A 23,135-nucleotide genomic window follows, 5' to 3' on the forward strand; every position below is an offset into this window, starting at 1 on the left:
GGCGCCCTCCCCGCCCGGACGGCCATGGCCGCGCTGCTGCGCCGCCTGGCGCTGGGCGCGCTCGGCTCCCTGGCGCGCTGACGGGCCCCGGCGCGGGCCGGGCGTGCGGGCCGGGCCCGCGGGCCGGTGAGATCACGCCGAACGGATCTGGACAGCCCCGGTGACCGGCCGGTAGCTTCCGCTGAGCAAGCGCTTATACAGCGCGCGCTGACGGACCAGCGAGCGCTGACACAGCCGAGCGGGGAGGCCGCTGTGCGACGCACTGTCTTCACCGAGGACCACGAGGCTTTCCGGCGGACGATCCGCGACGTCATCGCCGCCGAGGTGGTGCCGCACTACGACGAGTGGCGCGCGGCGGGGGCCGTCCCCCGCGAGTTCTACAAGAGGCTCGGCGAGCTCGGCGTCTTCGGCATCGAGGTCCCCGAGGAGTACGGCGGCGCGGGACAGCGCTCGTTCAAGTTCCAGGCCGTCGTCACCGAGGAGTGCGCGCGTGCGGGCGTCAGCTTCGGCGCCGCCGGCGCGCACACCGCCCTCTGCCTCCCCTACCTCCTCAGGTACGGCACCGAGGAGCAGAAGCGGCGCTGGCTGCCCGGCTTCGTCTCCGGCGAGCTGATGACCGCCATCGCCATGACCGAGCCCGGCACCGGCTCCGACCTCGCCGGCATGCGGACCACCGCCCGGCTCTCCGAGGACGGCACCCACTACGTCCTCAACGGCGCCAAGACCTTCATCACCGGCGGCGTCCAGGCCGACCGGGTGCTCGTCTGCGCCCGCACCGCCCCCGCCACGGCGGAGGACCGGCGCGGCGGCATCTCGATCCTCGTCGTGGACACCTCCTCCGAGGGCTACGCGGTCGGCCGTACGCTGGAGAAGCTCGGCCTGAAGGTCTCCGACACCGCCGAACTCTCCTTCACCGACGTCAAGGTGCCGGTTACGGACCTGCTCGGCGAGGAGGGCGCGGCCTTCGGTCACCTCACCCACAACCTCCCGCAGGAGCGGCTCGGCATCGCCGTCGGCGCGTACGCCCAGGCGGCCGCCGCGGTGGAGTTCGCCACGGCGTACGTCCGCGACCGCACGGTCTTCGGGAAGGCGGTGGCCTCGTTCCAGAACACCAAGTTCGTCCTGGCCGACTGCCGTTCCGAGGTGGACGCGATGCAGGCGGTCGTCGACCGGGCCCTGGAGGCACACGACGCGGGCGAGCTCACCGCCGCCGACGCCGCCTCCGCCAAGCTCTTCACCACCGAGCGGGCGGCCGTCGTCGTCGACAAGTGCCTCCAGCTCCACGGCGGTTACGGCTACATGATGGAGTACCCCATCGCCCGCCTGTACGCGGACACCCGCGTCACCCGCATCTACGGCGGCACGAGCGAGGTCATGCGCTCGATCATCGCCAAGTCGATGGGCCTGTAGGGCCCGCCGCGACAGCACGGACACCCGTTAAGGACCACCGGCACATGAACGCACCCCTCACCACCGAACCTCCCACCCCCCTCGACGAACTCCTCGGCCTGCTCGACCTGGAGCGGATCGAGGAGGACATCTTCCGCGGCACGACCACCCGGCCCGTCCTCGTGCCGCGCGTCTTCGGCGGCCAGGTCGCCGCCCAGGCGCTGGTCGCCGCGGGCCGCACGGTCCCGGCGGACCGGCACGCCCACTCCCTGCACTCCTACTTCCTGCGCCCCGGCGACCCGGCGGTGCCCATCGTCTACACCGTCGACCGCATCCGCGACGGGTACTCCTTCACCACCCGCCGCGTCGTCGCCGTCCAGCACGGACAGCCGATCTTCCACCTCTCCGCGTCCTTCCAGACGTACGAGGAGGGGCTCGAACACCAGGAGCCGATGCCGCCGGCGCCGGACCCGCTCACCCTCCCCACGGCCGCCGAGATGCTGCCGCACTACGCCCCCCACCTGGGCGGCCAGGACGTCGTCGAGCGCATCCTGGAGGCGCGCGGGGCGGTCGACCTGCGCTACGCGGAGGAGCCGACGTTCGCCCGCGTGGGAGAGCCGCGCGAACCCAAGTCGCAGGTTTGGTTCCGGACGAACGGCAAACTGGCGGACGACCCGCTGCTCCACATCTGCCTGGCCACGTACGTCTCCGACATGACGCTCCTGGACTCCGTGCTGCTCGCCCACGGGCGCGGCGGCTGGGCCGTCGGGGACGTCGTCGGCGCGAGCCTGGACCACGCGATGTGGTTCCACCGCCCGTTCCGCGCCGACGAGTGGCTCCTCTACGACCAGGAGAGCCCCACCTCCCAGGGCGGCCGGGGCCTGGCGAGAGGCCGCATCTTCACCCAGGACGGGCGGCTGGCGGTGTCGGTGATCCAGGAGGGGCTGATACGCGTTCCTCGCGCTCGATAGCGCAGGCCGCCCCGGCCGTGCGCTCGGCTGGGGGTCCGGGGGTCGTCCCCCGGGAAATGCGGCACCCAGGACGGGCGGCTGGCGGTGTCGGTGATCCAGGAGGGACTGATACGCGTCCCCCGCAGATGACCCGCCCTTTACCCTCATGAGGCGGATCGAACGGCGATCCACCGGGAGGGGACCTCATGCCACGGACGAACACACCCATGCCCAGTGTCCTACGGGCGCTTCTGATGGCCGTAGGCGTCACCGTCATCGGCCTCGGCACGGCGCTGGTGTTCGTCTGGCACGGCCGCATCGTCGACTTCGACGGCTCGTACCGGTGGGTGGTCGCCATCGCCCTGCGGGCCGGCGAAGCCGCCGCGCTCTACGGCGGCTCCTGGCTGGTCGTCCGCGGCTGGAACGGCGGGCCCCGGCCCCGGGCCTAGCCCGCGAGGCCGGCCGTCCCCAGCAGATAGGCCGTCATCGGCTCGTAGAAGCGCGGGTCGGCGACGTGGTCGTCCAGCGGCACCGCCACCTGGAGCGTGCCCTCCGCCTCGGCGAGGAACAGCGCCGGGTCGTTGCAGTCCGCGAAGCCCACGGCGTCGAGGCCCTGCTGCGCCGCGCAGCCCGCCCAGCCGTGGTCGGCGACGACCAGGTCCGGCAGCGGGCGGCCCGCCCGCCGCAGCCCGTCGAGGATCGCGGCCATGGGCGCGGGGGAGTGGGTGTGCCAGAGCGTCGCCCCGCGCTCGAAGACGGCCACGTCGGCGACCTGGTACACCGAGCCCTCGTCGGCGCGCAGCCCGCTGGGGATGGAGACGATCTCGCAGCCCGCCGCCCGCAGCGCGGCCGCCGTCGCGCGGTGCACGTCCAGCAGCCCGCCCGGGTGCCCGGTGGCGAACAGCACCCGCTGCCGCCCCTCCGCCGCCTTCCGCAGGAACGCGGCCATCCGCTCCAGCCCGGCCACGGTCAGCCGGGGGTCGATCGTGTCCTGGCCCGTCCGGTGCTCCAGGTCGTCGCTGACGCCGCAGCGCTCCGCCATGACCGCCAGCACGTCCTGCTCGTCCGTCCAGCGGTCGCCGAACTCCAGCCCGAACCAGTAGTGCCGGTCGCCCTGGGCGAGCCTGCGGTAGTGATCGAGGTTGTTCTCGCGTGGGGTGGCGACATTCCCCGCGATACGCGTACGGACGAGGTGATCGATCAGTTCGGCGGGGCTGGGTGGTATCGGCATGGGCTCATTCTCCCCCCGGGATGCGCGATGGACGCCGTGTCCATATGGAGAAGCCGGACCTTCAGTTCCGTACATGTGCGGAATCCGCCTCCCTGCCTACCCTCGGGTACGTCCAGACCGACCGCTCCGACGTTGACGCGACCGTGACCCGTCGGCGCTCCGTCCGTGATCCGAGAGGCCCCCAGCATGAGCACCCCCGCCCCCCGTGAACCGCGCGGACCCGTCGACTCCTCCCGCATCCCGCGCTACGCCGGCCCCGCCACCTTCGCCCGGCTCCCCCGCCTGGACGAGGTCGGCACCACCGACGTCGCCGTCGTCGGCGTGCCCTTCGACACCGGCGTCTCCTACCGTCCGGGTGCCCGCTTCGGCGGCAACGCCATCCGCGAGGCCTCGCGCCTGCTGCGCCCGTACAACCCGGCCCAGGACGCCTCGCCCTTCGCCCTCGCGCAGGTCGCGGACGCCGGTGACATCGCCGCGAACCCGTTCAACATCGACGAGGCCGTCGAGACCATCGAGGCCGCGGCCGACGACCTCCTGGGCACCGGCGCCCGCATGATGACCCTCGGCGGTGACCACACCATCGCGCTGCCGCTGCTGCGCTCGGTCGCCAAGAAGCACGGCCCCGTCGCCCTGCTGCACTTCGACGCCCACCTGGACACCTGGGACACCTACTTCGGCGCCGAGTACACCCACGGCACGCCGTTCCGCCGGGCCGTCGAGGAGGGCATCCTCGACACCTCCGCGCTCTCCCACGTCGGCACGCGCGGCCCGCTGTACGGCAAGAAGGACCTCACCGACGACGAGAAGATGGGCTTCGGCATCGTCACCTCGGCGGACGTCATGCGCCGCGGCGTCGACGAGATCGCCGACCAGCTGCGTCAGCGCGTCGGCGACCGCCCGCTGTACATCTCCATCGACATCGACGTCCTGGACCCGGCCCACGCGCCCGGCACCGGCACGCCGGAGGCGGGCGGCCTGACCTCCCGCGAGCTGCTGGAGATCATCCGCGGCCTGTCCTCCTGCAACCTCGTCTCCGCCGACCTGGTGGAGGTCGCCCCGGCGTACGACCACGCCGAGATCACCTCGGTCGCGGCGTCGCACGCGGCCTACGAGCTGACGACGATCATGTCGCGACAGATCGCCGCCGCCCGCGGCTGATCCTCCCGGGGCAGGGGCGGGGCCGGGGCGTAAAAACCGCGTAAGTCCCGGCCCCGGGCGCGACAAGGGCGCGTAAGGGCCCGGCCACGGTGCGTACCCGGACGGTTGGGTGAGGTGATCGTTCACCTCCCCGAACCATCGAAGGCCGCCCCCAGATGCTGTACCGCGCCCCCGGGCAAACCACCCGGCCCCGCCACCGCCGCGTCGGCGGCGGTCTCGTCGACCCCAAGCAGCTCGTCGCCTGTCTCCCGGACGCCGTCCGCAAGCTCCACCCCCGGGTGATGGTCCGCCACCCCGTGCTGTTCGTGGTCGAGGCCGGCTCCGTCCTCACCACGCTCTCCGCCGTCCTCGACCCGTCCGTCTTCACCTGGCTGATCAGCGTCTGGCTCTGGCTCACCGTCGTCTTCGCCAACCTCGCGGAGGCCGTCGCCGAGGGCCGGGGCAAGGCCCAGGCCGAGTCGCTGCGGCGCACCCGGAGCACCACCACGGCCCGGCGGCTGCGCACCTGGAAGGTGAGCATGGACCGCCGCGACTGGGCCGAGGAGCGGGTCCCGGCCGGTGAGCTGCGGCCCTACGACTTCGTGGTCGTCGAGGCCGGCGAGACCGTGCCCGGCGACGGCGAGGTCGTCGACGGCGTCGCGGCCGTGGACGAGTCGGCGATCACCGGCGAGTCCGCGCCGGTGATCCGCGAGGCGGGCGGCGACCGCGCCGGCGTCACCGGCGGCACCACGGTGCTCTCCGACCGGATCGTCGTGCGGATCACCTCCCGTGCCGGCAACACCTTCCTCGACCGCATGATCGCGCTGGTCGAGGGCACCAGCCGGCAGAAGACCCCCAACGAGCTGGCGCTCAACATCCTGCTCGCCTCGCTCACCGTGATCTTCATCCTGGCGGTGGTCTCGCTCCAGCCCATGGCGAGCTGGTCGGGCGCCCCGCAGAGCATCACCGTGCTCGTCGCCCTGCTGGTCACCCTGATCCCCACGACCATCGGCGCGCTGCTCTCCGCCATCGGCATCGCCGGCATGGACCGGCTCGTCCAGCGCAATGTCATCGCGCTCTCCGGCCGGGCCGTCGAGGCGGCGGGCGACGTCAGCACCCTGCTGCTGGACAAGACCGGCACCATCACCCACGGCAACCGGCAGGCCGCCGCCTTCGTCCCCGTCAAGGGCTTCGCGCACGAGCTCCTCGCCGACGCCGCCCAGCTCTCCTCCCTCGCCGACGAGACTCCCGAGGGTCGCTCCATCGTCGAGCTGGCCAAGCAGTACGGGATCCAGCACCACAGCGGCGACTTCGGCCACGGCCGGTTCGTGCCCTTCTCCGCGCAGACCCGGATGAGCGGGGTGGACTTCTCCTTCGAGGGGGACTTCTGCCGCATCCGCAAGGGCGCCGGGAGCGCGGTCGCCGACTGGGTCGCCCGGCGCGGCGGCCAGGTGCCCGAGGAGGCCCACTGGATCGCCGACACCATCGCCGCGGAGGGCGGCACTCCGCTGCTGGTCGCGGTCGAGGACCCGGACGGCATCCGCGTCCTTGGCGCCGTTCACCTGAAGGACGTCGTCAAACCCGGAATCGCCCAGCGATTCGCCGAGCTGCGTGCCATGGGCATCAAGACCGTCATGGTGACCGGCGACAACCCGCGTACCGCCAAGGCCATCGCCGTCGAGGCCGGCGTCGACGACTTCATCGCCGAGGCCACCCCCGAGGACAAGCTGGCCCGCATCCGGGCCGAGCAGGCGGGCGGCAACCTCGTCGCCATGACCGGCGACGGCACCAATGACGCCCCCGCCCTCGCCCAGGCCGACGTCGGCGTGGCCATGAACAGCGGAACCTCCGCCGCCAAGGAGGCCGGGAACATGGTCGACCTGGACTCCAACCCCACCAAGCTCATCGAGATCGTCGAGGTCGGCAAACAGCTGCTGATCACCCGGGGGGCGCTCACCACCTTCTCCATCTGCAACGACGTCGCCAAGTACTTCGCGATCGTCCCCGCCATGTTCGGCGGCGTGGCCGGCTACGAGGGCCTGGAGAAGCTCAACATCATGGGCCTCCACAGCCCGACCTCCGCCATCGCCTCGGCGATCGTCTTCAACGCGCTCGTGATCGTCGCCCTCATCCCGCTCGCCCTGCGCGGTGTGCGCTACGCCCCCTCGTCCGCCCACGCGCTGCTCCGCCGCAACCTGGGCGTCTACGGCCTGGGCGGGCTCGTCGCCCCGTTCCTCGGCATCAAGGTCATCGATCTGCTGCTCCAGTTCGTCCCCGGCATGTGACGGGCCCGCGTCGGACCCATGCGGAGGGCGCGCGTCCATAACGTCGCGCGCCCCCTCCGGGCGCCCGAAAACCTCCCCGTTTCATTGCGGCGGGATGAAATCCGCAGTCCACAGCGTTGGGGGCTTCCGTCAGAACAGGGAGCGGGAGACAGCGGAGGTCTCGGGTGGCCGCAACGGACACGACCGGTCAGGGCTGGGCCAGGCGGCTCACGGGGTACTGCTGGCGCTACCGCGGCGCGGTGCTGCTGGCGCTCGGTTCCTCCCTCGCCGGGATGGCCGTCATGGCGCTCGTCCCCCTCATACCCAAGCTCATCATCGACGACGTCATAGGCAGCCACCAGCGCCCCCTCGCCCCCTGGGCGACCCTGCTGATCGTCGCGGCGCTGATGGTCTACGGCCTCACCTACGTCCGCCGCTACTACGGCGGACGGCTCGCCCTCGACGTCCAGCACGACCTGCGGACCGAGATGCACGCGGCGATCGCCCGCCTCGACGGCAAACGGCAGGACGAGCTCTCCACCGGCCAGGTCGTCGGCCGGGCCACCAGCGACCTCCAGCTCGTGCAGAGCCTGCTGTTCATGCTGCCGATGATGATCGGCAACATCCTCCTCTTCGTCATCTCGCTCGTCGTGATGGTCACGCTCTCCCCGCTGCTGACCGTCGTCGCCCTCGCCGTGGCACCCGCCCTGTGGTTCCTCGCCCAGCGCAGCCGCGCCAAGGTCTTCCCCGCCACCTGGTACGCCCAGGGCCAGGCCGCCGCCGTCGCGGGCGTCGTGGACGGTGCCGTCACGGGCGTACGCGTCGTCAAGGGCTTCGGCCAGGAGGCCCAGGAGGCCCGCAAGCTCCGCGACGTGGGCCACCGGCTCTTCGCCGGGCGGATGCGCGCCGTCCGGCTGAACTCCCGCTACTCCCCGGCCCTCCAGGCCGTGCCCGCCCTCGGCCAGGTCGCCATGCTCGCCCTCGGCGGCTGGATGGCCACCCGCGGCCAGGTCACCCTCGGCACCTTCGTCGCCTTCTCCACCTACCTCGCCCAGCTCGTCGGCCCCGTACGGATGCTCACCATGGTCCTCACGGTCGGCCAGCAGGCCCGCGCCGGCGTGGAACGCGTCCTGGAGCTCATCGACACCGAACCGGAGGTCCAGGAGCGCCCGGACGCGCGCGAACTGCCCGCCGACGCCCCCGCCACCGTCGAGTTCGACGACGTCACCTTCGGCTACGACCCCCGCCGCCCGGTCCTCGACGGCGTCTCCCTGCGCGTCGAGCCCGGCGAGACCGTCGCCGTCGTCGGCGCCTCCGGCAGCGGCAAGTCCACCCTCGCGCTGCTCCTGCCGCGCTTCTACGACGTCACCGGCGGCGCGGTACGCGTCGGCGGCCAGGACGTCCGCGAGCTGACGCTGCCCTCGCTGCGCGCCGCCATCGGGCTCGTGCCGGAGGACAGCTTCCTGTTCTCCGACAGCATCCGCGACAACATCGCCTACGGCGTGCCCGACGCCACCGACGAGCAGGTCCGGGCCGCCGCCCGGGCCGCCCAGGCGGACGGCTTCATCTCCGCGCTGCCCGACGGCTACGACACCAAGGTCGGCGAGCAGGGCCTCACTCTCTCCGGCGGCCAGCGCCAGCGCGTCGCGCTGGCCCGGGCCATCCTCACCGACCCCCGGCTGCTGCTCCTCGACGACGCGACCTCGGCCGTCGACGCCCGGGTGGAGCACGAGATCCACGAGGCGCTGCGCGGGGTCATGGCGGGCCGTACGACCCTGCTGATCGCCCACCGCGCCTCGACCCTCGCCCTGGCCGACCGCGTCGCGGTCCTGGACGGCGGACGCCTCGTCGACGTGGGCACGGCCGAGGAGCTCCAGGGGCGCTGCGCGCGCTACCGCGAGCTGCTGACGGACCCCGACGAGCTGGCGGGCGTCCCGCACGACCCGGCGGGCACCGCGGCCGCCTTCGGCGGCGAGGCGCTCGCCACCGGGCTCGTGGCGCCCACGGCCGTCGAGCCCGTCACGGAACCCGTCGCGGAACCCATCACGGAACCCGTCACCGAAGCCGGGGAGAAGCGCCGCGTCGTCGACGGCGTCACCCCGCACCTGTGGGTCCGCGAGAACGCCGACGACCCCGCGCGGGAGCACGGCGCGCTCGCCGGGATGCCCGCCACGCCGGAGCTGCTCGCCAAGGTGGCGGCGCTGCCCCCGGCCGACGACACCCCCGACGTCGACGAGGAGCGCGCCGCCCGGGCCGAGGAGTCGTACGGGCTGCGGAAGCTGCTGCGCGGCTTCGGGGCGCCGCTGGCGGTGAGCCTGCTGCTGGTGGCCGTCGACGCGCTCGCGGGCCTGCTGCTGCCCGTGCTGATCCGGCACGGCATCGACCAGGGCGTCCAGCGCCTGGCGCTCGGCGCCGTCTGGGTGGCCTCGGGGCTCGCGCTGCTCGTCGTCCTCGGGCAGTGGGCGGCACAGTTCGGCGAGACCCGGCTGACGGGCCGCACGGGCGAGCGCGTCCTCTACGCCCTGCGCGTGAAGATCTTCGCGCAGCTCCAGCGGCTCGGGCTCGACTACTACGAGCGCGAGCTCACCGGCAAGATCATGACGCGGATGACGACGGACATCGACGCCCTGTCGTCGTTCCTCCAGACCGGGCTGGTCACCGCCGTCGTCTCCGTCCTCACCTTCTTCGGCATCCTCGTCGCGCTCGTCGTCATCGACGTCCAGCTGGCCCTGGTCGTCTTCGCCACGCTGCCGCCGCTGGTCGTCGGCACGGTCTTCTTCCGCCGGCGCAGCGTCAAGGCGTACGAGCTGGCCCGTGAGCGCGTCGGTTCCGTCAACGCCGATCTCCAGGAGGGCGTCGCCGGGCTGCGCGTCGTGCAGGCGTTCCGCCGTGAGGAGTCCGGTGCCCGCCGGTTCGCGGCCCGCAGCGCCGAGTACCGGCAGGCGCGGGTGCACGGCCAGTGGCTGATATCGGTGTACTTCCCGTTCGTCCAGCTGCTGTCGTCCGTCGCGTCGGCCGCCGTGCTGATCGTGGGCGTCGGCCGGGTGGGCGACGGTACGCTGACGACGGGCGCCCTGGTGGCGTACCTGCTCTACATCGACCTGTTCTTCGCACCCGTCCAGCAGCTCTCCCAGGTCTTCGACGGCTACCAGCAGGCGACGGTGTCGCTGGGCCGGGTGCAGGGGCTGCTGCGCGAGCCGACGACGACGCCGGTGGCCGAGCGGCCGCGCGAGGTGCGGGAGCTCAAGGGCGAGGTCGTCTTCGACGACGTCCACTTCCGCTACGGGGGCGAGAAGGGCGAGGCGCTGGCGGGGATACGGCTGACGATCCCCGCCGGGCAGACCGTGGCCTTCGTGGGCGAGACGGGCGCGGGCAAGTCCACGCTCGTGAAGCTGGTCGCGCGGTTCTACGACCCGGCCTCCGGTGCCGTTCTGGTCGACGGCCACGACCTGCGCGAGCTGGACCCGGTCTCCTACCGGCACCGCCTGGGCGTCGTGCCCCAGGAGCCGTACCTCTTCCCGGGCACCGTGCGCGACGCGATCGCCTACGGCCGCCCGGACGCGAGCGACGCCGAGGTCGAGGCGGCCGCGCGGGCGGTCGGGGCGCACGAGATGATCGCCACGCTGACCGACGGCTATCTCCACGAGGTCGCCGAGCGCGGCCGCAACCTCTCCGCCGGGCAGCGGCAGTTGATCGCCCTGGCCCGAGCCGAGCTGGTGGCCCCGGACGTCCTGCTGCTGGACGAGGCCACCGCCGCCCTGGACCTGGCCACCGAGGCGCTGGTCAACCAGGCCACCGACCGGCTGGCCGGGCGCCGTACGACGCTGGTGGTGGCGCACCGCCTGACGACCGCCGCGCGCGCGGACCGCGTGGTGGTCCTGGACCGCGGCCGGGTCGTCGAGGACGGCACCCACGCCCAACTGCTGGCGCGGGGCGGACGGTACGCGGAGCTGTGGCGGACGTTCACCGGCGAGGCGGTCGCGGCCTGACGGAGGCCCGGGTGCGCCGGGGAAGCCCGGCGAGAGGGAGCAAGGTCACCCTGGGTTGACTCTGGCGTGGCGGATGATGCCCCGGTAGGTTCGCGGCGACTTACGCGAACCAGGGGAGGGCGTATGCGCAAGGCCGTCAGACTCCTGCTGGCGCTGACCATGTCCATCGGAACGGTCGGCGCCGGCAGCACGGTGGCGGGGGCGGCGGGGGCCGCCACCGAGCCGGACATCAAGGAACGCGTCCTGAAGATCCCGGGGATGAGTTTCGTCGAGGAGAAGCCCTACGAGGGCTACCGCTACCTCGTGATGACCTATCAGCAGCCGGTCGACCACCGGAACCCGGCGAAGGGCACCTTCGCGCAGCGCTTCACGCTGCTGCACAAGAACACCGACCGGCCGACGGTCTTCTACACCTCCGGCTACAACGTCAACACCAACCCGTCGCGCAGCGAGCCGGCCCGGATCGTCGACGGCAACCAGGTGTCGATGGAGTACCGCTTCTTCACCCCGTCCCGGCCGCAGCCCGCCGACTGGTCCAAGCTCGACATCTGGCAGGCCGCCAACGACCAGCACCGCCTCTTCGCGGCCCTCAAGCCGGTCTACAACAAGAACTGGCTGGCCACCGGCGGCAGCAAGGGCGGCATGACGGCGACGTACTACCGCCGCTTCTTCCCCAAGGACATGAACGGCACCGTCGCCTACGTCGCGCCCAACGACGTGGTCAACGACGAGGACTCCGCCTACGACCGGTTCTTCGCCACCGTCGGCGACCAGGCCTGCCGAACCCAGCTGAACTCGGTGCAGCGCGAGGCCCTCGTCCGCCGCGGCGAGATCGTCGCCCGCTACCAGAAGTGGGCCGGCGAGAACGGCAAGACCTTCAAGACCGTCGGCAGCGCCGACAAGGCCTACGAGAACGTCGTCATGGACCTGGTGTGGGCGTTCTGGCAGTACCACCTCCAGAGCGACTGCAAGACCGTGCCCGCCACCAAGGCGTCGACGGACGAGCTGTACAAGTTCATCGACGACATCTCCGGCTTCGACGGCTACACCGACCAGGGCCTGGAGCGGTTCACGCCGTACTACTACCAGGCGGGCACCGAACTCGGCTCCCCGAGCCCCAAGTTCGCGCACCTGAAGGGGCTGCTGAAGTACCCCGACAGCTACAAGCCGCGCACCTATGTGCCGCGTGACATCCCGATGAAGTTCCGGCCGGGTGCCATGGCGGACGTCGACCGCTGGGTGCGCGAGGAGAGCAGGAACATGCTGTTCGTCTACGGGCAGAACGACCCGTGGAGCTCGGAGCCGTTCCGCCTCGGCAGGAACGCCACGGCCCGCCACGACTACCGCTTCTACGCGCCGGGCGGCAACCACGGCTCCAACATCTCCCAGCTCGTCGCCGACGAGCGGGCGGTGGCCACGGCCGAGGTACTGCGCTGGGCCGGTGTCGCGCCCGCGGCCGTCCAGAAGGACGACAAGCAGGCCAAGCCGCTGGCGCCCTTCAACGCCAAGCTCGACCGGCAGACCGAGGAGCGGCAGTCCACGCTGCGGCCGTAGTTTTCTGTCGTGTGTCACAGGCGGCGGGCGCACCCTACGGGGCGCCCGCCGCCGACCTGTACGTACAGGTCCGTCGAGGGCGGGCAGTCGTCGCGTGTGCGCACCGTCGAGTCCACCCGGAACTCCGGCGCGTGGCCCCGCGATCCGTCGCAGGCCGTCTCCTTCACCACCCCGTGCCGCTCGGTGTACACGCAGTCGCCCGCCACCGTCAGCGGGCCGCCGCCCATGCCCGGGTCGCCCGGGTGCGGCGGGCTCAGATTGCGCATGCAGGCGTAGCCCTCGGGGGCGCTCTCCGACTCCGACGTGCCGGTGTTCACCGCCGTGATGTGCAGCACGAAATCGGTGCTGTCGGGGCAGCGCGGGCCGTCCTCCTGCGGGCCGTAGTAGCGGGCGAGGACGCTCGCGGTGGCGCGCTCGTCCGCGCAGTCCAGCTCGGTGAAGGCCGTACGGCCCCGGCCCGCGCACGACCCCTGGCCCAGGAACGTGGCGCTGCGTCCCGGCTCGGCCCGCTCGAGCGCGCCCTGACCGCCCTGGGCCCCCTGCGCGCCCTGGGTGACGATCTCCGCCCCGGGCCGCCCCTGGAGCTGACAGCCGGCGAGCGCGCCGGCCCCGCACAGCACGGCGAACGCGAACAGCGCCCTCGGTAGCGCGCGATGGCGCATGATCTCCCCCAACCCACCAACCGAGCGTCCAGAGTTACCCGACGGCCACCGGCGCACGCCAGGCGTGCGGGAGGGTTCGCGGAGGGTGACCGCGCGCCCCGCTCCCGCCCGCCGGCGTCCGCCGCCGGCGCGGTAGAGGGGGTGTCACCGGCGGCGGCGCGCTACCGGCCACAGGCGGCGGAGAGGGGGTGACCCGCGCCGTCGGTACGGCGGGGCCGGCACCGCTCTGCGGGGACCGGCGGCAGCACGCCCCTTGGACGGGCCGCGCGCCGGAGCGGTTCCGCGCCGCGCAACCAAGCTAGCGGTCCCGGCGCCGCGCCCTGCCGAAGCCGCGCGCCCTGCCGAACCGGACGGGGACGCGCCGGGCCAGCAGCCCGGCGCGGGGCGCGAGCCGCCGGACCATCGCGAACACCGATTCCGTCCGGGTGCGGTCGGCGTCCAGCACGGTGAAGAGGTTCACCCCGAGGTAGAAGACGACGGCGGCGTTGGCCAGGTCGCGCGGCGGGGTGAGCCGGGCGAGGGGGGTGCCGCCGATGACCCGCTCCAGGGTCTCCTCCATGAACGCCATCCACGGCTCGACCCGCACCTTGATCTCCTCGCGCAGCTCCGGCTTGGCCACGGCCGCCGCGACCAGCTCGGAGAGCAGGGTGATGTGGCCGCCCTCCAGGTCGTCGCGGTAGATGCGGGTGGCCCGCTCGGCGAGCTCCTCCAGGGTGCGCGCGTCCGCGACGGTGGCGGTGTGGCGCGCCATCCGCTCGGCGGAGGAGCGGTCGAGAGCGGCGAACAGCAGGGGGTCGACGCCGCCGAAGTGGTAGAAGACCAGCGCCGAGTTGACCCCGGCCTCCTTGGCGATCGTCCGCGCGCTGGCCTTGCCGTAGCCCTGGGTGCGCAGGACCGTGCCCGCCGCGGTGATCAGGCGTTCCTTGGTCTCCACTGACATCCGCCGCCCCCTCGAAGAGCGTTCATCATACGTTTTGAGCGGTTGCTCAAAACGATCGGTCCGGCCATTGCTCCCGCAGCATGCGCAGCGTTTCGCGGATCGCGGGGCGCCGGGCCGCGCCCTTGCGCCAGTAGGCGAACAGATGCCGTACGGGCACGGGCTCCAGGGGGAGCGCCACGACCTCCGGGGGCAGCGGGCCGCGCCCGAGCCGGGGGACCACGGCGATGCCCAGGCCCGCCGCGACGAGCGCGACGTGGGTGTGGTTCTCGGCGGCCTCATAGGCGATGTCCGGCTCGTCACCGGAGGCACGCAGGGTGCGTACGAACCAGTCGTGGCAGACCGTGCCGGGCGGCTGGCCGACCCAGCGCTGCCCCTCCAGATCCGCGTGGCACAGCCGGGCGTACCCGGCCAGCGCGTGGCCGCGGGGCACCAGGACGTCGCAGAGGTCGGCGCCGATCCGCACCCGCTCCAGGGCCTCGGGCACGGGCAGCGGCGAGATGTCCCACTCGAACGTCACGGTCATGTCGAGCACCCCCTGCTCCACGGCCCCCACGGACAGATGGGGGTCCACCTCGACCAGCCGGGCGTCCAGGGCGGGGTGCTCCCGGGCCAGCGCGGCCAGGACGCCGGGCAGCAGCCCGCGCGCGGCCGACGCGAACGCCCCGATCGTCAGCCGGCCCGTCGGCAGCCCGCGCCGCTCCTCCAGCTCGGTCTCCGCCCGTTCGACCAGCGAGAGCAGCTCGTGCGCCGTCTCCGCCAGCCGGACCGCCGCGTCGGTCAGCGCGATCCCGCGCCCCCTGCGCTCCAGCAGGGTGGTGCGGGTCTCCCGCTCCAGCTTGGTTATCGACTGCGACACGGCCGAGGGCGTGTACCCCAGGGCGACGGCGGCGGCGCTGACGGAGCCGTGCACGGAGACGGCGTGCAGCGCGCGCAGCCGGGACAGATCCAGCATGGTCCTCTTCCCCCATTGTTGAGCGTTGCTGAATTCCATCATGAAGAAATGTGTGCTGGTGCTACATGGTTGACGCACCGGATGCTCGTCCCATGCGTCCTCAGCACCTCGCCCTGGCCGTCTCGGTCGCCGCCCTCTGGGGCGTCAACTTCGTGGTCATCCACGTCGGCCTCGACCATTTCCCGCCCCTGCTCTTCTGCGCGCTGCGCTTCCTCGCGGCGGCGGTGCCCGCCGTCTTCTTCGCCGGGCCGCCCCCGGTGAAATGGCGGTGGATCATCGGGGTGGGACTGGCCCTCGGGGTGGGCAAGTTCGGGCTGCTGTTCGTCGGGATGCACGCCGGGATGCCCACCGGGCTGTCCTCACTGGTGCTCCAGGCCCAGGCGGTCTTCACCGCCCTCTTCGCCGCGCTCGCCCTGGCGGAACGCCCCGGCCGCGTCAGGCTGCTGGGCATGGCCGTGGCACTGGCGGGCATCGGGGTCGCCGCCGTGGACGAGGGGACCTCCGGTCCGCTGACCGGCTTCGCCCTGGTCCTGGGCGCGGCGGCCTTCTGGGGCGTGTCCAACGTCCTGACCCGCAAGGCGGCGCCCCCCGACGCCCTGCGCTTCACCGTGTGGATCAGCACTGTTCCGGTGCTGCCGCTGCTGGCGCTGTCGCTCGTGTTCGAGGGGCCGGCCGCCGACGCCGAGGCGCTGCGCTCCCTCGACTGGACCGGTGCCGGCGCCCTGCTGTTCGTCGCCTGGGCGAGCACGCTGCTCGGGTTCGGCGCGTGGGGATATCTGCTGCGCATCTACGACGCGTCGGTCGTCGCGCCCTTCTCGCTGCTGGTGCCGGTGTTCGGCATGTCCTCGGCGGCGCTCGTACTGGGCGAGGGCGTGAGCCCGCTGCGCTGGTGCGCGGCGGTGCTGCTGGTGGGCGGCGTCGCCCTCACGTCGCTGGCGGGACGGTCCTTCCCGTCGCTCATGTCGCTCGCGGGGCGGCGGCGACCAGTCCCCGCAAGTACTCCGCTCCCGCCCCCGCCAGCTGGGGGAAGTCGGCCGACTGCGGATGCCAGCGCTTCTCGTACTCCCAGCTCAGCCAGCCGTCCCAGCCCGCGCGGCTGAGGGCGCGGACGCAGGCGCCCAGGGGCAGCACCCCCGCCCCGAGCGGCAGCGGAGCGGTGTCCTCCGCCGAGGCGACGTCCTTCACCTGCACATAGCCCAGATGGGGGGCCAGCGCCGGGAGGCTGGCGGCCGGTTCCTCGCCGCCCAGCCAGGTGTGGAGCAGATCCCAGAGGGCGCCCACGCTGCGGTGCCCCACGGGGCCCAGCACACGCACGGCGTCCTGGGCCCGCCGGTGCGAGTCATGGGTCTCCAGCAGGACGCGGACGCCCGTGTCGGCGGCGAGCGGGGCGATCGAGCCCAGCCTGCGGGCGGCCGCCGCGTCGGCCTCCGCCACGGGCAGCCCACCACCGCCGGGGAACACCCGTACGTAGGGCGCCCCGAGGTCCCCCGCCAGCCGGACCAGCTCGGCGAGCTCCGCCAGCACCGGTTCGTCGGGGCCGGGGGCGGCCGCCCGGGCGTACCCGGCCACGGCCAGGACCGTCACACCCGCGTCCGCGAACTCCATGGCCACCGCGGCCCGCTGCGCGGCGGAGATGCCCGGGTGCACGGGCTCCTCGGGGTGGGCGCACAGCTCCACGCCGTCGTAACCGCAGGTGGCGGCGAGCCGCACCACGTCGCGCGGCGGCATCCCGGGCACACCGAGGGTCGAAAAGGCCAGCTTCATGCCTCTTGGGCTTCCCCGTGAGGGCGTGGGAAATGCCTTGGTGCCGCCAGGAAGACGGATGTGTGGCGAACAGGGGTTCCCTACGGTAAGTAACGGATGTATAACAGCTTGAAATCGGTGCAACCCTGCGGAGCCCCAGTGGGTCGTATTGGACATCGGGCTTCCCGGGGAGGGATCCGGGGGGATTCGGAGGAGGCCCGTTCAGGGGGGAACGCGAGGGGCCCGGTCGTCGGACCGGGCCCCTCGAATCATGCGCCGGCCGAATCGCATGCCGGCCGAACCGTGTGCCGGCGAGAAGCGGAATGCCGGATACCCACAGGCCCGAACGCCCTGTCGGTCCTCGGCGGTACCGTCGGGGCATGGTGCAACTGGCTGTGGTCGAAGGTGTCCTGGAGCGGATCACCTACGCCAACGAGGACAGCGGCTACACGGTCGCGCGCGTCGACACCGGGCGCGGCGGCGGGGACCTCCTCACGGTGGTCGGCTCCCTGCTCGGCGCGCAGCCGGGCGAGTCGCTGCGCATGGAGGGCCGCTGGGGTTCCCACCCGCAGTACGGCAGGCAGTTCACCGTGGAGAACTACACCACTCTCCTGCCCGCCACGATCCAGGGCATCCGCCGCTATCTGGGGTCCGGCCTGATCAAGGGCGTCGGGCCGCGCATCGCCGACCGCATCGTGAGCCACTTCGGCACGGACACCCTCGACGTCATCGAGGAGGAGCCCGCGCGCCTGATCGAGGTGCCCGGCCTCGGCCCCAAGCGGACCAAGTCCATCGGGGCCGCGTGGGAGGAGCAGAAGGCCATCAAGGAGGTCATGGTCTTCCTCCAGGGCGTCGGCGTCTCCACCTCCATCGCCGTGCGCATCTACAAGCAGTACGGCGACGCCTCCATCTCCGTCGTCCGCGAGGAGCCCTACCGGCTGGCGGCCGACGTGTGGGGCATCGGCTTCCTCACCGCCGACCGCATCGCCCAGTCGGTCGGCATCCCGCACGACAGCCCCGAGCGGGTCAAGGCCGGTCTGCGCCACGCCCTGTCCCAGTCCACCGACCAGGGGCACTGCTTCCTCCCCGAGGAGCAATTGATCGCCGACGCGGTGAAGTTGCTCCAGGTCGACACAGGGCTCGTCATCGACTGCCTGGCCGAGCTGGCGGAGGACGGGCCGGACGGCGCGGGAGTGGTCCGCGAGACCGTGCCCGGCCCCGACGGAGGGGAGCCGGTCACTGCCGTCTATCTGGTCCCCTTCCACCGCGCGGAGCTCTCCCTCGCCGCCCAGCTGGCCCGGCTGCTGAAGGCTCCGGACGACCGTCTGGCGGCCTTCCGGGACGTCCAGTGGGACAAGGCCCTGACCTGGCTCGCGGGGCGCACGGGGGCCGAGCTGGCGCCCGAGCAGCAGGAGGCGGTGCGGCTCGCGCTCACCAGCAAGGTCGCCGTCCTCACCGGGGGCCCGGGCTGCGGCAAGTCCTTCACCGTCCGGTCCGTGGTGGAGCTGGCCCGGGCCAAGAAGGCCAAGGTGGTGCTGGCCGCGCCCACCGGCCGGGCCGCCAAGCGGCTCTCCGAGCTCACCGGCGCCGACGCCTCCACGGTCCACCGGCTGCTGGAGCTCAAGCCCGGCGGCGACGCCGCCTACGACCGCGACCGGCCGCTGGACGCCGATCTGGTGGTCGTCGACGAGGCGTCGATGCTGGACCTCCTGCTGGCCAACAAGCTGGTCAAGGCCGTCCCTCCGGGCGCGCATCTGCTGCTGGTCGGCGATGTGGACCAGCTGCCGTCGGTGGGCGCCGGGGAGGTGCTGCGCGACCTCCTGGCCCCCGGCAGCCCCGTCCCGGCGGTCCGGCTCACCCGGATCTTCCGGCAGGCCCAGCAGTCCGGTGTGGTCACCAACGCCCACCGCATCAACTCCGGCGTGCAGCCCATCACTCAGGGCATGGCGGACTTCTTCCTCTTCGTCGAGGAGGACACCGAGGAGGCGGGCCGGCTGACGGTGGACGTGGCGGCCCGGCGCGTCCCCGCGAGGTTCGGCCTCGACCCGCGCCGCGACATCCAGGTGCTGGCCCCCATGCACCGCGGCCCGGCCGGCGCCGGCACCCTCAACGGGCTGCTCCAGCAGGCCATCACGCCCGCCCGCCCCGACCTGCCCGAGCGCCGCTTCGGCGGCCGGGTCTTCCGCGTCGGCGACAAGGTCACCCAGATCCGCAACAACTACGAGAAGGGCGAGAACGGCGTCTTCAACGGCACGGTCGGGGTGGTCACGGCGCTGGACGACGTCGAGCAGCGGCTGACCGTGCGCACCGACGAGGACGAGGAGGTCGGCTACGACTTCGACGAGCTCGACGAGCTCGCCCACGCCTACGCGGTCACCATCCACCGCTCCCAGGGCAGCGAGTACCCGGCGGTGGTGATCCCGGTCACCACGGGTGCCTGGATGATGCTTCAGCGCAATCTGCTCTATACGGCGGTTACCAGGGCAAAGAAGCTCGTGGTGCTGGTGGGGTCGCGGCGCGCCCTGGGGCAGGCGGTGCGCACGGTCTCGGCGGGGCGGCGCTGTACGGCCCTGGACTTCCGGCTCACGGAAGGTGGCGTTTATCTCTGAGCGGTTTACCAATCAGGGCGAAGGGGGCAGGATGGGCAGGCTGGGCGGCACTGAGTGCCGCCCTTGGGCCCTATGGCCGACCCCGAGTGCACGTACATCGTCCAAATGGGGGAAGGTAGGGGTAGTCAGGGCACCTCGAAGAAGAGGCACAACGTCGGTGAGGGATGACGTGAGCGACAACTCTGTAGTAGTGCGGTACGGGGACGGCGAGTACAGCTACCCGGTGGTCGACAGCACTGTCGGCGACAAGGGCTTCGACATCGGCAAGCTGCGTGCCCAGACCGGTCTGGTGACCCTGGACTCCGGCTATGGCAACACCGCCGCCTATAAATCCGCGATCACCTACCTCGACGGTGAGCAGGGCATCCTGCGCTACCGCGGTTACCCGATCGAGCAGCTGGCCGAGCGCAGCTCGTTCCTGGAGACCGCGTTCCTGCTGATCAACGGCGAGCTGCCCACCGTCGACGAGCTGGCGACCTTCAAGGGTGAGATCACCCAGCACACGCTGCTGCACGAGGACGTCAAGCGGTTCTTCGACGGCTTCCCGCGTGACGCCCACCCGATGGCCATGCTGTCCTCCGTGGTCAGCGCGCTGTCGACCTTCTACCAGGACAGCCACAACCCGTTCGACGAGAAGCAGCGTCACCTGTCGACGATCCGGCTGCTGGCCAAGCTGCCGACGATCGCGGCGTACGCCTTCAAGAAGTCGATCGGCCACCCGATCGTCTACCCGCGCAACGACCTCGGCTACGTCGAGAACTTCCTGCGCATGACCTTCTCGGTGCCCGCCGCGGAGTTCGAGCTGGACCCGGTGGTCGTCAGCGCCCTGGACAAGCTGCTGATCCTCCACGCCGACCACGAGCAGAACTGCTCCACCTCGACCGTGCGCCTGGTCGGTTCCTCGCAGGCCAACCTCTTCGCGTCGATCTCCGCGGGCATCAACGCCCTGTGGGGCCCGCTGCACGGCGGCGCCAACCAGGCCGTCCTGGAGATGCTGGAGTCCATCCAGGCCTCCGGCGGCGACGTCGACGCCTTCATCCGCAAGGTGAAGAACAAGGAGGACGGCGTCCGCCTGATGGGCTTCGGCCACCGGGTCTACAAGAGCTTCGACCCGCGCGCCAAGATCATCAAGGCTGCCGCCCACGACGTCCTCTCCGCGCTGGGCAAGAGCGACGAGCTGCTCGACATCGCGCTCAAGCTCGAGGAGCACGCGCTCAACGACGACTACTTCGTCTCGCGCAACCTCTACCCGAACGTGGACTTCTACACCGGTCTGATCTACCGGGCGATGGGCTTCCCGTCGGAGATGTTCACCGTGCTGTTCGCGCTCGGCCGGCTGCCCGGCTGGATCGCCCAGTGGCACGAGATGATCAAGGAGCCGGGTTCCCGCATCGGCCGCCCGCGCCAGATCTACACGGGCGTCGTCGAGCGCGACTTCGTCCCCGTCGAGCGCCGCTAGCCGGCCCGCCACGGCGAAAAGGCGCCCCGCACCGTCCCGGTGCGGGGCGCCTTCGCGTTGTGGTCGTTCGCGTTGGTCGTTCGTGTTGGCCGGAAGCCGACCTCGCCCGTCGGAACGGTCGGTAGGTGAAAGCGAATGAAAAGCGCCCCGACTCCGATCCCCCCACGGGTCGGAGCGAGGCGCTTCCCTGCCCCGGCACGGATTCCCCCCACGGGATCCGGCCGGGAGCCGGCGGACGCGATCTGCCGGGACGCGTACGTACGGGAGGGCCGCTCAAAGCTCCCCGGGTACGTGCCCCGGCCACGCGTGGCCGGGCCGTCCCCCAAGACGATCCAGCACTGCCTGGTTAGACCAATGTCCCCCCACGATGGTTACCTCCCAATCGCTGTGATCTAGGTCTCCTGGCATAAGGGACGTAAAAGGGCAAGAGGCTCCTTGTGGTGATTCTGTGAAGGTGCCCCGTGCGGAGAGCGGCTCAGGCGCGGCCGGACAGCTCGTATCCGGCCTCGTCCACGGCGGCGCGGACGGCCTCGTCGTCCAGCGGGCCGGCGGTGGTGATCGTCACCAGGCCGGTGGCGGCCGCGGCCTCCACCGAGGTCACACCGGCGATCGCCGAGACCTCCTTGCGCACCGCGGACTCGCAGTGGCCGCAGGTCATGCCGGACACCTTGTAGACGGTGGTGGTGCTCATGGGCGTACTCCTCGGAAGTGGGCTGAGCAGGGCTTCTGCCGATACTCGGACACCTTACCCCCGGGGGGTATTCCGAGGGGTGGGAAACGGCGGAATCAAGGTTTCTTCGGACGGTGGTCGCGGTAACCGGGACGCCGGGTCACCCAGTCACGGATGGTGTCCGCGAACCAGTAGGGCTTGCCGCCCTCGTGGAGGTCGGGAACGGGCAGCAGGCCGTGCTTCCGGTACGAGCGCACGGTGTCGGTCTGCACGCCGATGTGCGCCGCGATCTCCCGGTAGGACCAGAGCCGACGGTCGGTCATCTCTCGCCTCTCCGCCGCGGCGCAGCCACGGAGGAGGGGTCCGTCGGGGAGCTGCGGCGCGGCCGTTCTCGGTCGCTTGAGCCTCGCCCCGGGAACGACGGAGAGTGATCATGCGCTCGGGCCTGTCGGTCTTCTGTGACGGAAGGCTCGCGCCGGTGTGACGCTCGTAACAGGAAGGTGACTTGGTAACAGGCAGTGCCGCCGGTGTCAGCCCACGTCGGCCAGGCGGACCGGCCGGGCCTCCCGCCGGGAGACCTCGCACGCCTCGGCGATGTGCAGGGCCCGCAGCCCCTCCGCCCCCGGGCAGGGGTTGCCCGCGAGGCCCCGCGCGGCCCGGACGAACGCCGCCAGTTCGGCCCGGAAGGCGTCCTCGAAGCGCTCCTGGAAGTCCGCCCAGGGCCGCCGCGGGGCGGCCGGGCCGCCGGGCTCGGCGGAGGTCAGCGGCGCCCGGTCGTCCAGCCCGGCGACCCACTGGTCGCGCTCCCCGGACAGCTCCACGCGTACGTCGTAGCCGGCGCCGTTGTAACGGGTCGCGGTGGCAGTGACGAGCGTGCCGTCGTCGAGGGTGAGCAGGGCCGCCGCGGTGTCCACGTCGCCGGCCTCGCGGAAGAAGGCCGCGCCGCCGTTCGCGCCCCGCGCGTACACCTCCGTCACCTCCCGGCCGGTCAGCCACCGGACGGCGTCGAAGTCGTGGACCATGCAGTCGCGGAACAGCCCGCCGGACTGCGGCAGGAAGTCCGCGGGCGGCGGCGCCGCGTCGGAGGTCACGCACCGGATGGTGTGCACCCGCCCCAGCGCCCCCGAGCGCAGCGCCTCGCGCGCGGCCAGGAACCCGGCGTCGAAGCGCCGCTGGAAGCCGATCTGGAGCAGCGTGCCCGCCGCCTCCACCTCGCGCAGCGCGGCGACCGTGCCTGCCAGGTCCAGTGCGACGGGCTTCTCGCAGAACGCGGGCAGCCCGGCGCGCGCCGCCCGGGTGATCAGGCGCGCGTGGGAGGCGGTCGCGGTGGCGATGACCACGGCGTCCACGCCCGCCGAGGTGAAGACCTCGCCCACCGTGCGGGCGGGGCGGGCGCCCACGGCCTCCGCGAGGGCCGCCGCGCGCCCTGCGTCGGCGTCGGCGACGACCAGCTCGGCGACGCCCTCGGTCCCCGCCAGCCGGGCCGCGTGCCGGGAGCCGATCCGCCCGGCGCCGAGCAGCGCGACCCGCAGCCCGCCCGCCGCGATCGCGTGCCGGCCGGTCATCGCGGCGGGGCGGTGCGGAGC

The 23,135-nt window shown here is 72.3% G+C and carries 17 protein-coding genes and 1 pseudogene; 10 read left to right on the forward strand and 8 right to left on the reverse strand.

All coding sequences use genetic code 11. The features are described from left to right. Positions 1–252: 252 nt before the first annotated feature. From K6I33_RS10865 to K6I33_RS10875, 3 genes are all read left to right on the forward strand, one after another. The gene (locus K6I33_RS10865) at positions 253–1,410 is read left to right on the forward strand and encodes an acyl-CoA dehydrogenase family protein (RefSeq protein WP_229350362.1); all 1,158 of its coding nucleotides are present in this window, start codon (positions 253–255) and stop codon (positions 1,408–1,410) included. 44 nt (positions 1,411–1,454) lie between these two features. Continuing rightward, positions 1,455–2,360 carry an acyl-CoA thioesterase II gene (gene tesB / locus K6I33_RS10870; protein ID WP_229350364.1) on the forward strand — a complete coding sequence of 302 codons (906 nt, stop codon included), beginning with the start codon at positions 1,455–1,457 and terminating at the stop codon, positions 2,358–2,360. Positions 2,361–2,566: 206 nt separating this feature from the next. Beyond that, positions 2,567–2,788: a hypothetical protein gene (locus K6I33_RS10875; RefSeq protein ID WP_229350366.1), complete on the forward strand. Its 222-nt coding sequence runs from the start codon at positions 2,567–2,569 to the stop codon at positions 2,786–2,788. On the opposite strand, the gene K6I33_RS10880 is transcribed toward K6I33_RS10875, so the two are convergent. Continuing rightward, entirely contained in the window at positions 2,785–3,570 is a 786-nt protein-coding gene (locus K6I33_RS10880) for a phosphatase (RefSeq protein WP_229350369.1), read from the reverse strand. The two genes, K6I33_RS10875 and K6I33_RS10880, sit on opposite strands and share 4 nt — an antisense overlap. A gap of 186 nt (positions 3,571–3,756) precedes the next feature. Here K6I33_RS10880 and speB point away from each other — a divergent pair, with 186 nt between their 5' ends. From speB to K6I33_RS10900, 4 genes are all read left to right on the forward strand, one after another. Then, positions 3,757–4,728, forward strand: coding sequence for an agmatinase (speB, locus tag K6I33_RS10885; protein WP_126914246.1), 972 nt, complete (start codon positions 3,757–3,759; stop codon positions 4,726–4,728). 155 nt (positions 4,729–4,883) lie between these two features. Then, positions 4,884–6,992, forward strand: a complete 2,109-nt coding sequence (gene kdpB / locus K6I33_RS10890) for a potassium-transporting ATPase subunit KdpB (protein ID WP_229350371.1) — start codon at positions 4,884–4,886, stop codon at positions 6,990–6,992. 164 nt (positions 6,993–7,156) lie between these two features. Next, on the forward strand, positions 7,157–10,960 hold the full coding sequence (locus tag K6I33_RS10895; RefSeq protein WP_229350373.1) for an ABC transporter ATP-binding protein: 3,804 nt from the start codon (positions 7,157–7,159) through the stop codon (positions 10,958–10,960). Between the two features lie 123 nt (positions 10,961–11,083). After that, a complete protein-coding gene (locus K6I33_RS10900) occupies positions 11,084–12,514 on the forward strand; it encodes a S28 family serine protease (protein WP_229350376.1) in 1,431 nt (476 codons plus the stop codon). Between the two features lie 14 nt (positions 12,515–12,528). On the opposite strand, the gene K6I33_RS10905 is transcribed toward K6I33_RS10900, so the two are convergent. From K6I33_RS10905 to K6I33_RS10915, 3 genes are all read right to left on the reverse strand, one after another. Then, positions 12,529–13,176 carry a hypothetical protein gene (locus K6I33_RS10905; protein ID WP_229350378.1) on the reverse strand — a complete coding sequence of 216 codons (648 nt, stop codon included), beginning with the start codon at positions 13,174–13,176 and terminating at the stop codon, positions 12,529–12,531. Positions 13,177–13,474: 298 nt separating this feature from the next. Continuing rightward, complete coding sequence (locus tag K6I33_RS10910) at positions 13,475–14,116, reverse strand: TetR/AcrR family transcriptional regulator (RefSeq protein ID WP_229350380.1); 642 nt, start codon at positions 14,114–14,116, stop codon at positions 13,475–13,477. A gap of 46 nt (positions 14,117–14,162) precedes the next feature. After that, positions 14,163–15,068 (reverse strand): LysR family transcriptional regulator, encoded by a 906-nt coding sequence (locus K6I33_RS10915; RefSeq protein WP_229350383.1) that lies wholly within the window; start codon positions 15,066–15,068, stop codon positions 14,163–14,165. 92 nt (positions 15,069–15,160) lie between these two features. Between K6I33_RS10915 and K6I33_RS10920 the strand changes: the two genes are divergently transcribed. Continuing rightward, positions 15,161–16,168 carry an EamA family transporter gene (locus K6I33_RS10920; RefSeq protein ID WP_229350385.1) on the forward strand — a complete coding sequence of 336 codons (1,008 nt, stop codon included), beginning with the start codon at positions 15,161–15,163 and terminating at the stop codon, positions 16,166–16,168. Here the strand turns inward: K6I33_RS10920 and K6I33_RS10925 are convergent. Beyond that, positions 16,050–16,832: pseudogene (locus K6I33_RS10925) on the reverse strand (sugar phosphate isomerase/epimerase family protein); the annotation flags it as partial. The gene K6I33_RS10920 and the pseudogene K6I33_RS10925 overlap by 119 nt on opposite strands. Before the next feature lie 359 nt (positions 16,833–17,191). Between K6I33_RS10925 and K6I33_RS10930 the strand changes: the two are divergent. Then, positions 17,192–19,420, forward strand: coding sequence for an ATP-dependent RecD-like DNA helicase (locus tag K6I33_RS10930; protein WP_229350387.1), 2,229 nt, complete (start codon positions 17,192–17,194; stop codon positions 19,418–19,420). Positions 19,421–19,589: 169 nt separating this feature from the next. After that, entirely contained in the window at positions 19,590–20,879 is a 1,290-nt protein-coding gene (locus K6I33_RS10935) for a citrate synthase (RefSeq protein ID WP_126914237.1), read from the forward strand. 475 nt (positions 20,880–21,354) lie between these two features. On the opposite strand, the gene K6I33_RS10940 is transcribed toward K6I33_RS10935, so the two are convergent. From K6I33_RS10940 to K6I33_RS10950, 3 genes are all read right to left on the reverse strand, one after another. Then, a complete protein-coding gene (locus K6I33_RS10940; protein ID WP_229350389.1) occupies positions 21,355–21,570 on the reverse strand; it encodes a heavy-metal-associated domain-containing protein in 216 nt (71 codons plus the stop codon). A 95-nt stretch (positions 21,571–21,665) separates the two neighbouring features. Further along, positions 21,666–21,872 (reverse strand): AlpA family transcriptional regulator, encoded by a 207-nt coding sequence (locus K6I33_RS10945; protein ID WP_229350391.1) that lies wholly within the window; start codon positions 21,870–21,872, stop codon positions 21,666–21,668. Positions 21,873–22,079: 207 nt separating this feature from the next. Next, positions 22,080–23,081: a Gfo/Idh/MocA family oxidoreductase gene (locus K6I33_RS10950; protein WP_229350393.1), complete on the reverse strand. Its 1,002-nt coding sequence runs from the start codon at positions 23,079–23,081 to the stop codon at positions 22,080–22,082. Positions 23,082–23,135 lie beyond the last annotated feature (54 nt).

This window comes from Streptomyces sp. UNOB3_S3 (assembly GCF_020740895.1).
Taxonomy (GTDB): domain Bacteria; phylum Actinomycetota; class Actinomycetes; order Streptomycetales; family Streptomycetaceae; genus Streptomyces.

Bases quoted from the DNA above. Each gene is read 5' to 3' on its own strand.
- tesB (WP_229350364.1), top strand. From the start codon at position 1,455: ATGAACGCACCCCTCACCACCGAACCTCCCACCCCCCTCGACGAACTC.
- K6I33_RS10875 (WP_229350366.1), top strand. From the start codon at position 2,567: ATGCCCAGTGTCCTACGGGCGCTTCTGATGGCCGTAGGCGTCACCGTC.
- K6I33_RS10880 (WP_229350369.1), bottom strand. From the start codon at position 3,570: ATGCCGATACCACCCAGCCCCGCCGAACTGATCGATCACCTCGTCCGT.
- speB (WP_126914246.1), top strand. From the start codon at position 3,757: ATGAGCACCCCCGCCCCCCGTGAACCGCGCGGACCCGTCGACTCCTCC.
- kdpB (WP_229350371.1), top strand. From the start codon at position 4,884: ATGCTGTACCGCGCCCCCGGGCAAACCACCCGGCCCCGCCACCGCCGC.
- K6I33_RS10900 (WP_229350376.1), top strand. From the start codon at position 11,084: ATGCGCAAGGCCGTCAGACTCCTGCTGGCGCTGACCATGTCCATCGGA.
- K6I33_RS10905 (WP_229350378.1), bottom strand. From the start codon at position 13,176: ATGCGCCATCGCGCGCTACCGAGGGCGCTGTTCGCGTTCGCCGTGCTG.
- K6I33_RS10910 (WP_229350380.1), bottom strand. From the start codon at position 14,116: ATGTCAGTGGAGACCAAGGAACGCCTGATCACCGCGGCGGGCACGGTC.
- K6I33_RS10915 (WP_229350383.1), bottom strand. From the start codon at position 15,068: ATGCTGGATCTGTCCCGGCTGCGCGCGCTGCACGCCGTCTCCGTGCAC.
- K6I33_RS10920 (WP_229350385.1), top strand. From the start codon at position 15,161: ATGCGTCCTCAGCACCTCGCCCTGGCCGTCTCGGTCGCCGCCCTCTGG.
- K6I33_RS10930 (WP_229350387.1), top strand. From the start codon at position 17,192: ATGGTGCAACTGGCTGTGGTCGAAGGTGTCCTGGAGCGGATCACCTAC.
- K6I33_RS10940 (WP_229350389.1), bottom strand. From the start codon at position 21,570: ATGAGCACCACCACCGTCTACAAGGTGTCCGGCATGACCTGCGGCCAC.
- K6I33_RS10945 (WP_229350391.1), bottom strand. From the start codon at position 21,872: ATGACCGACCGTCGGCTCTGGTCCTACCGGGAGATCGCGGCGCACATC.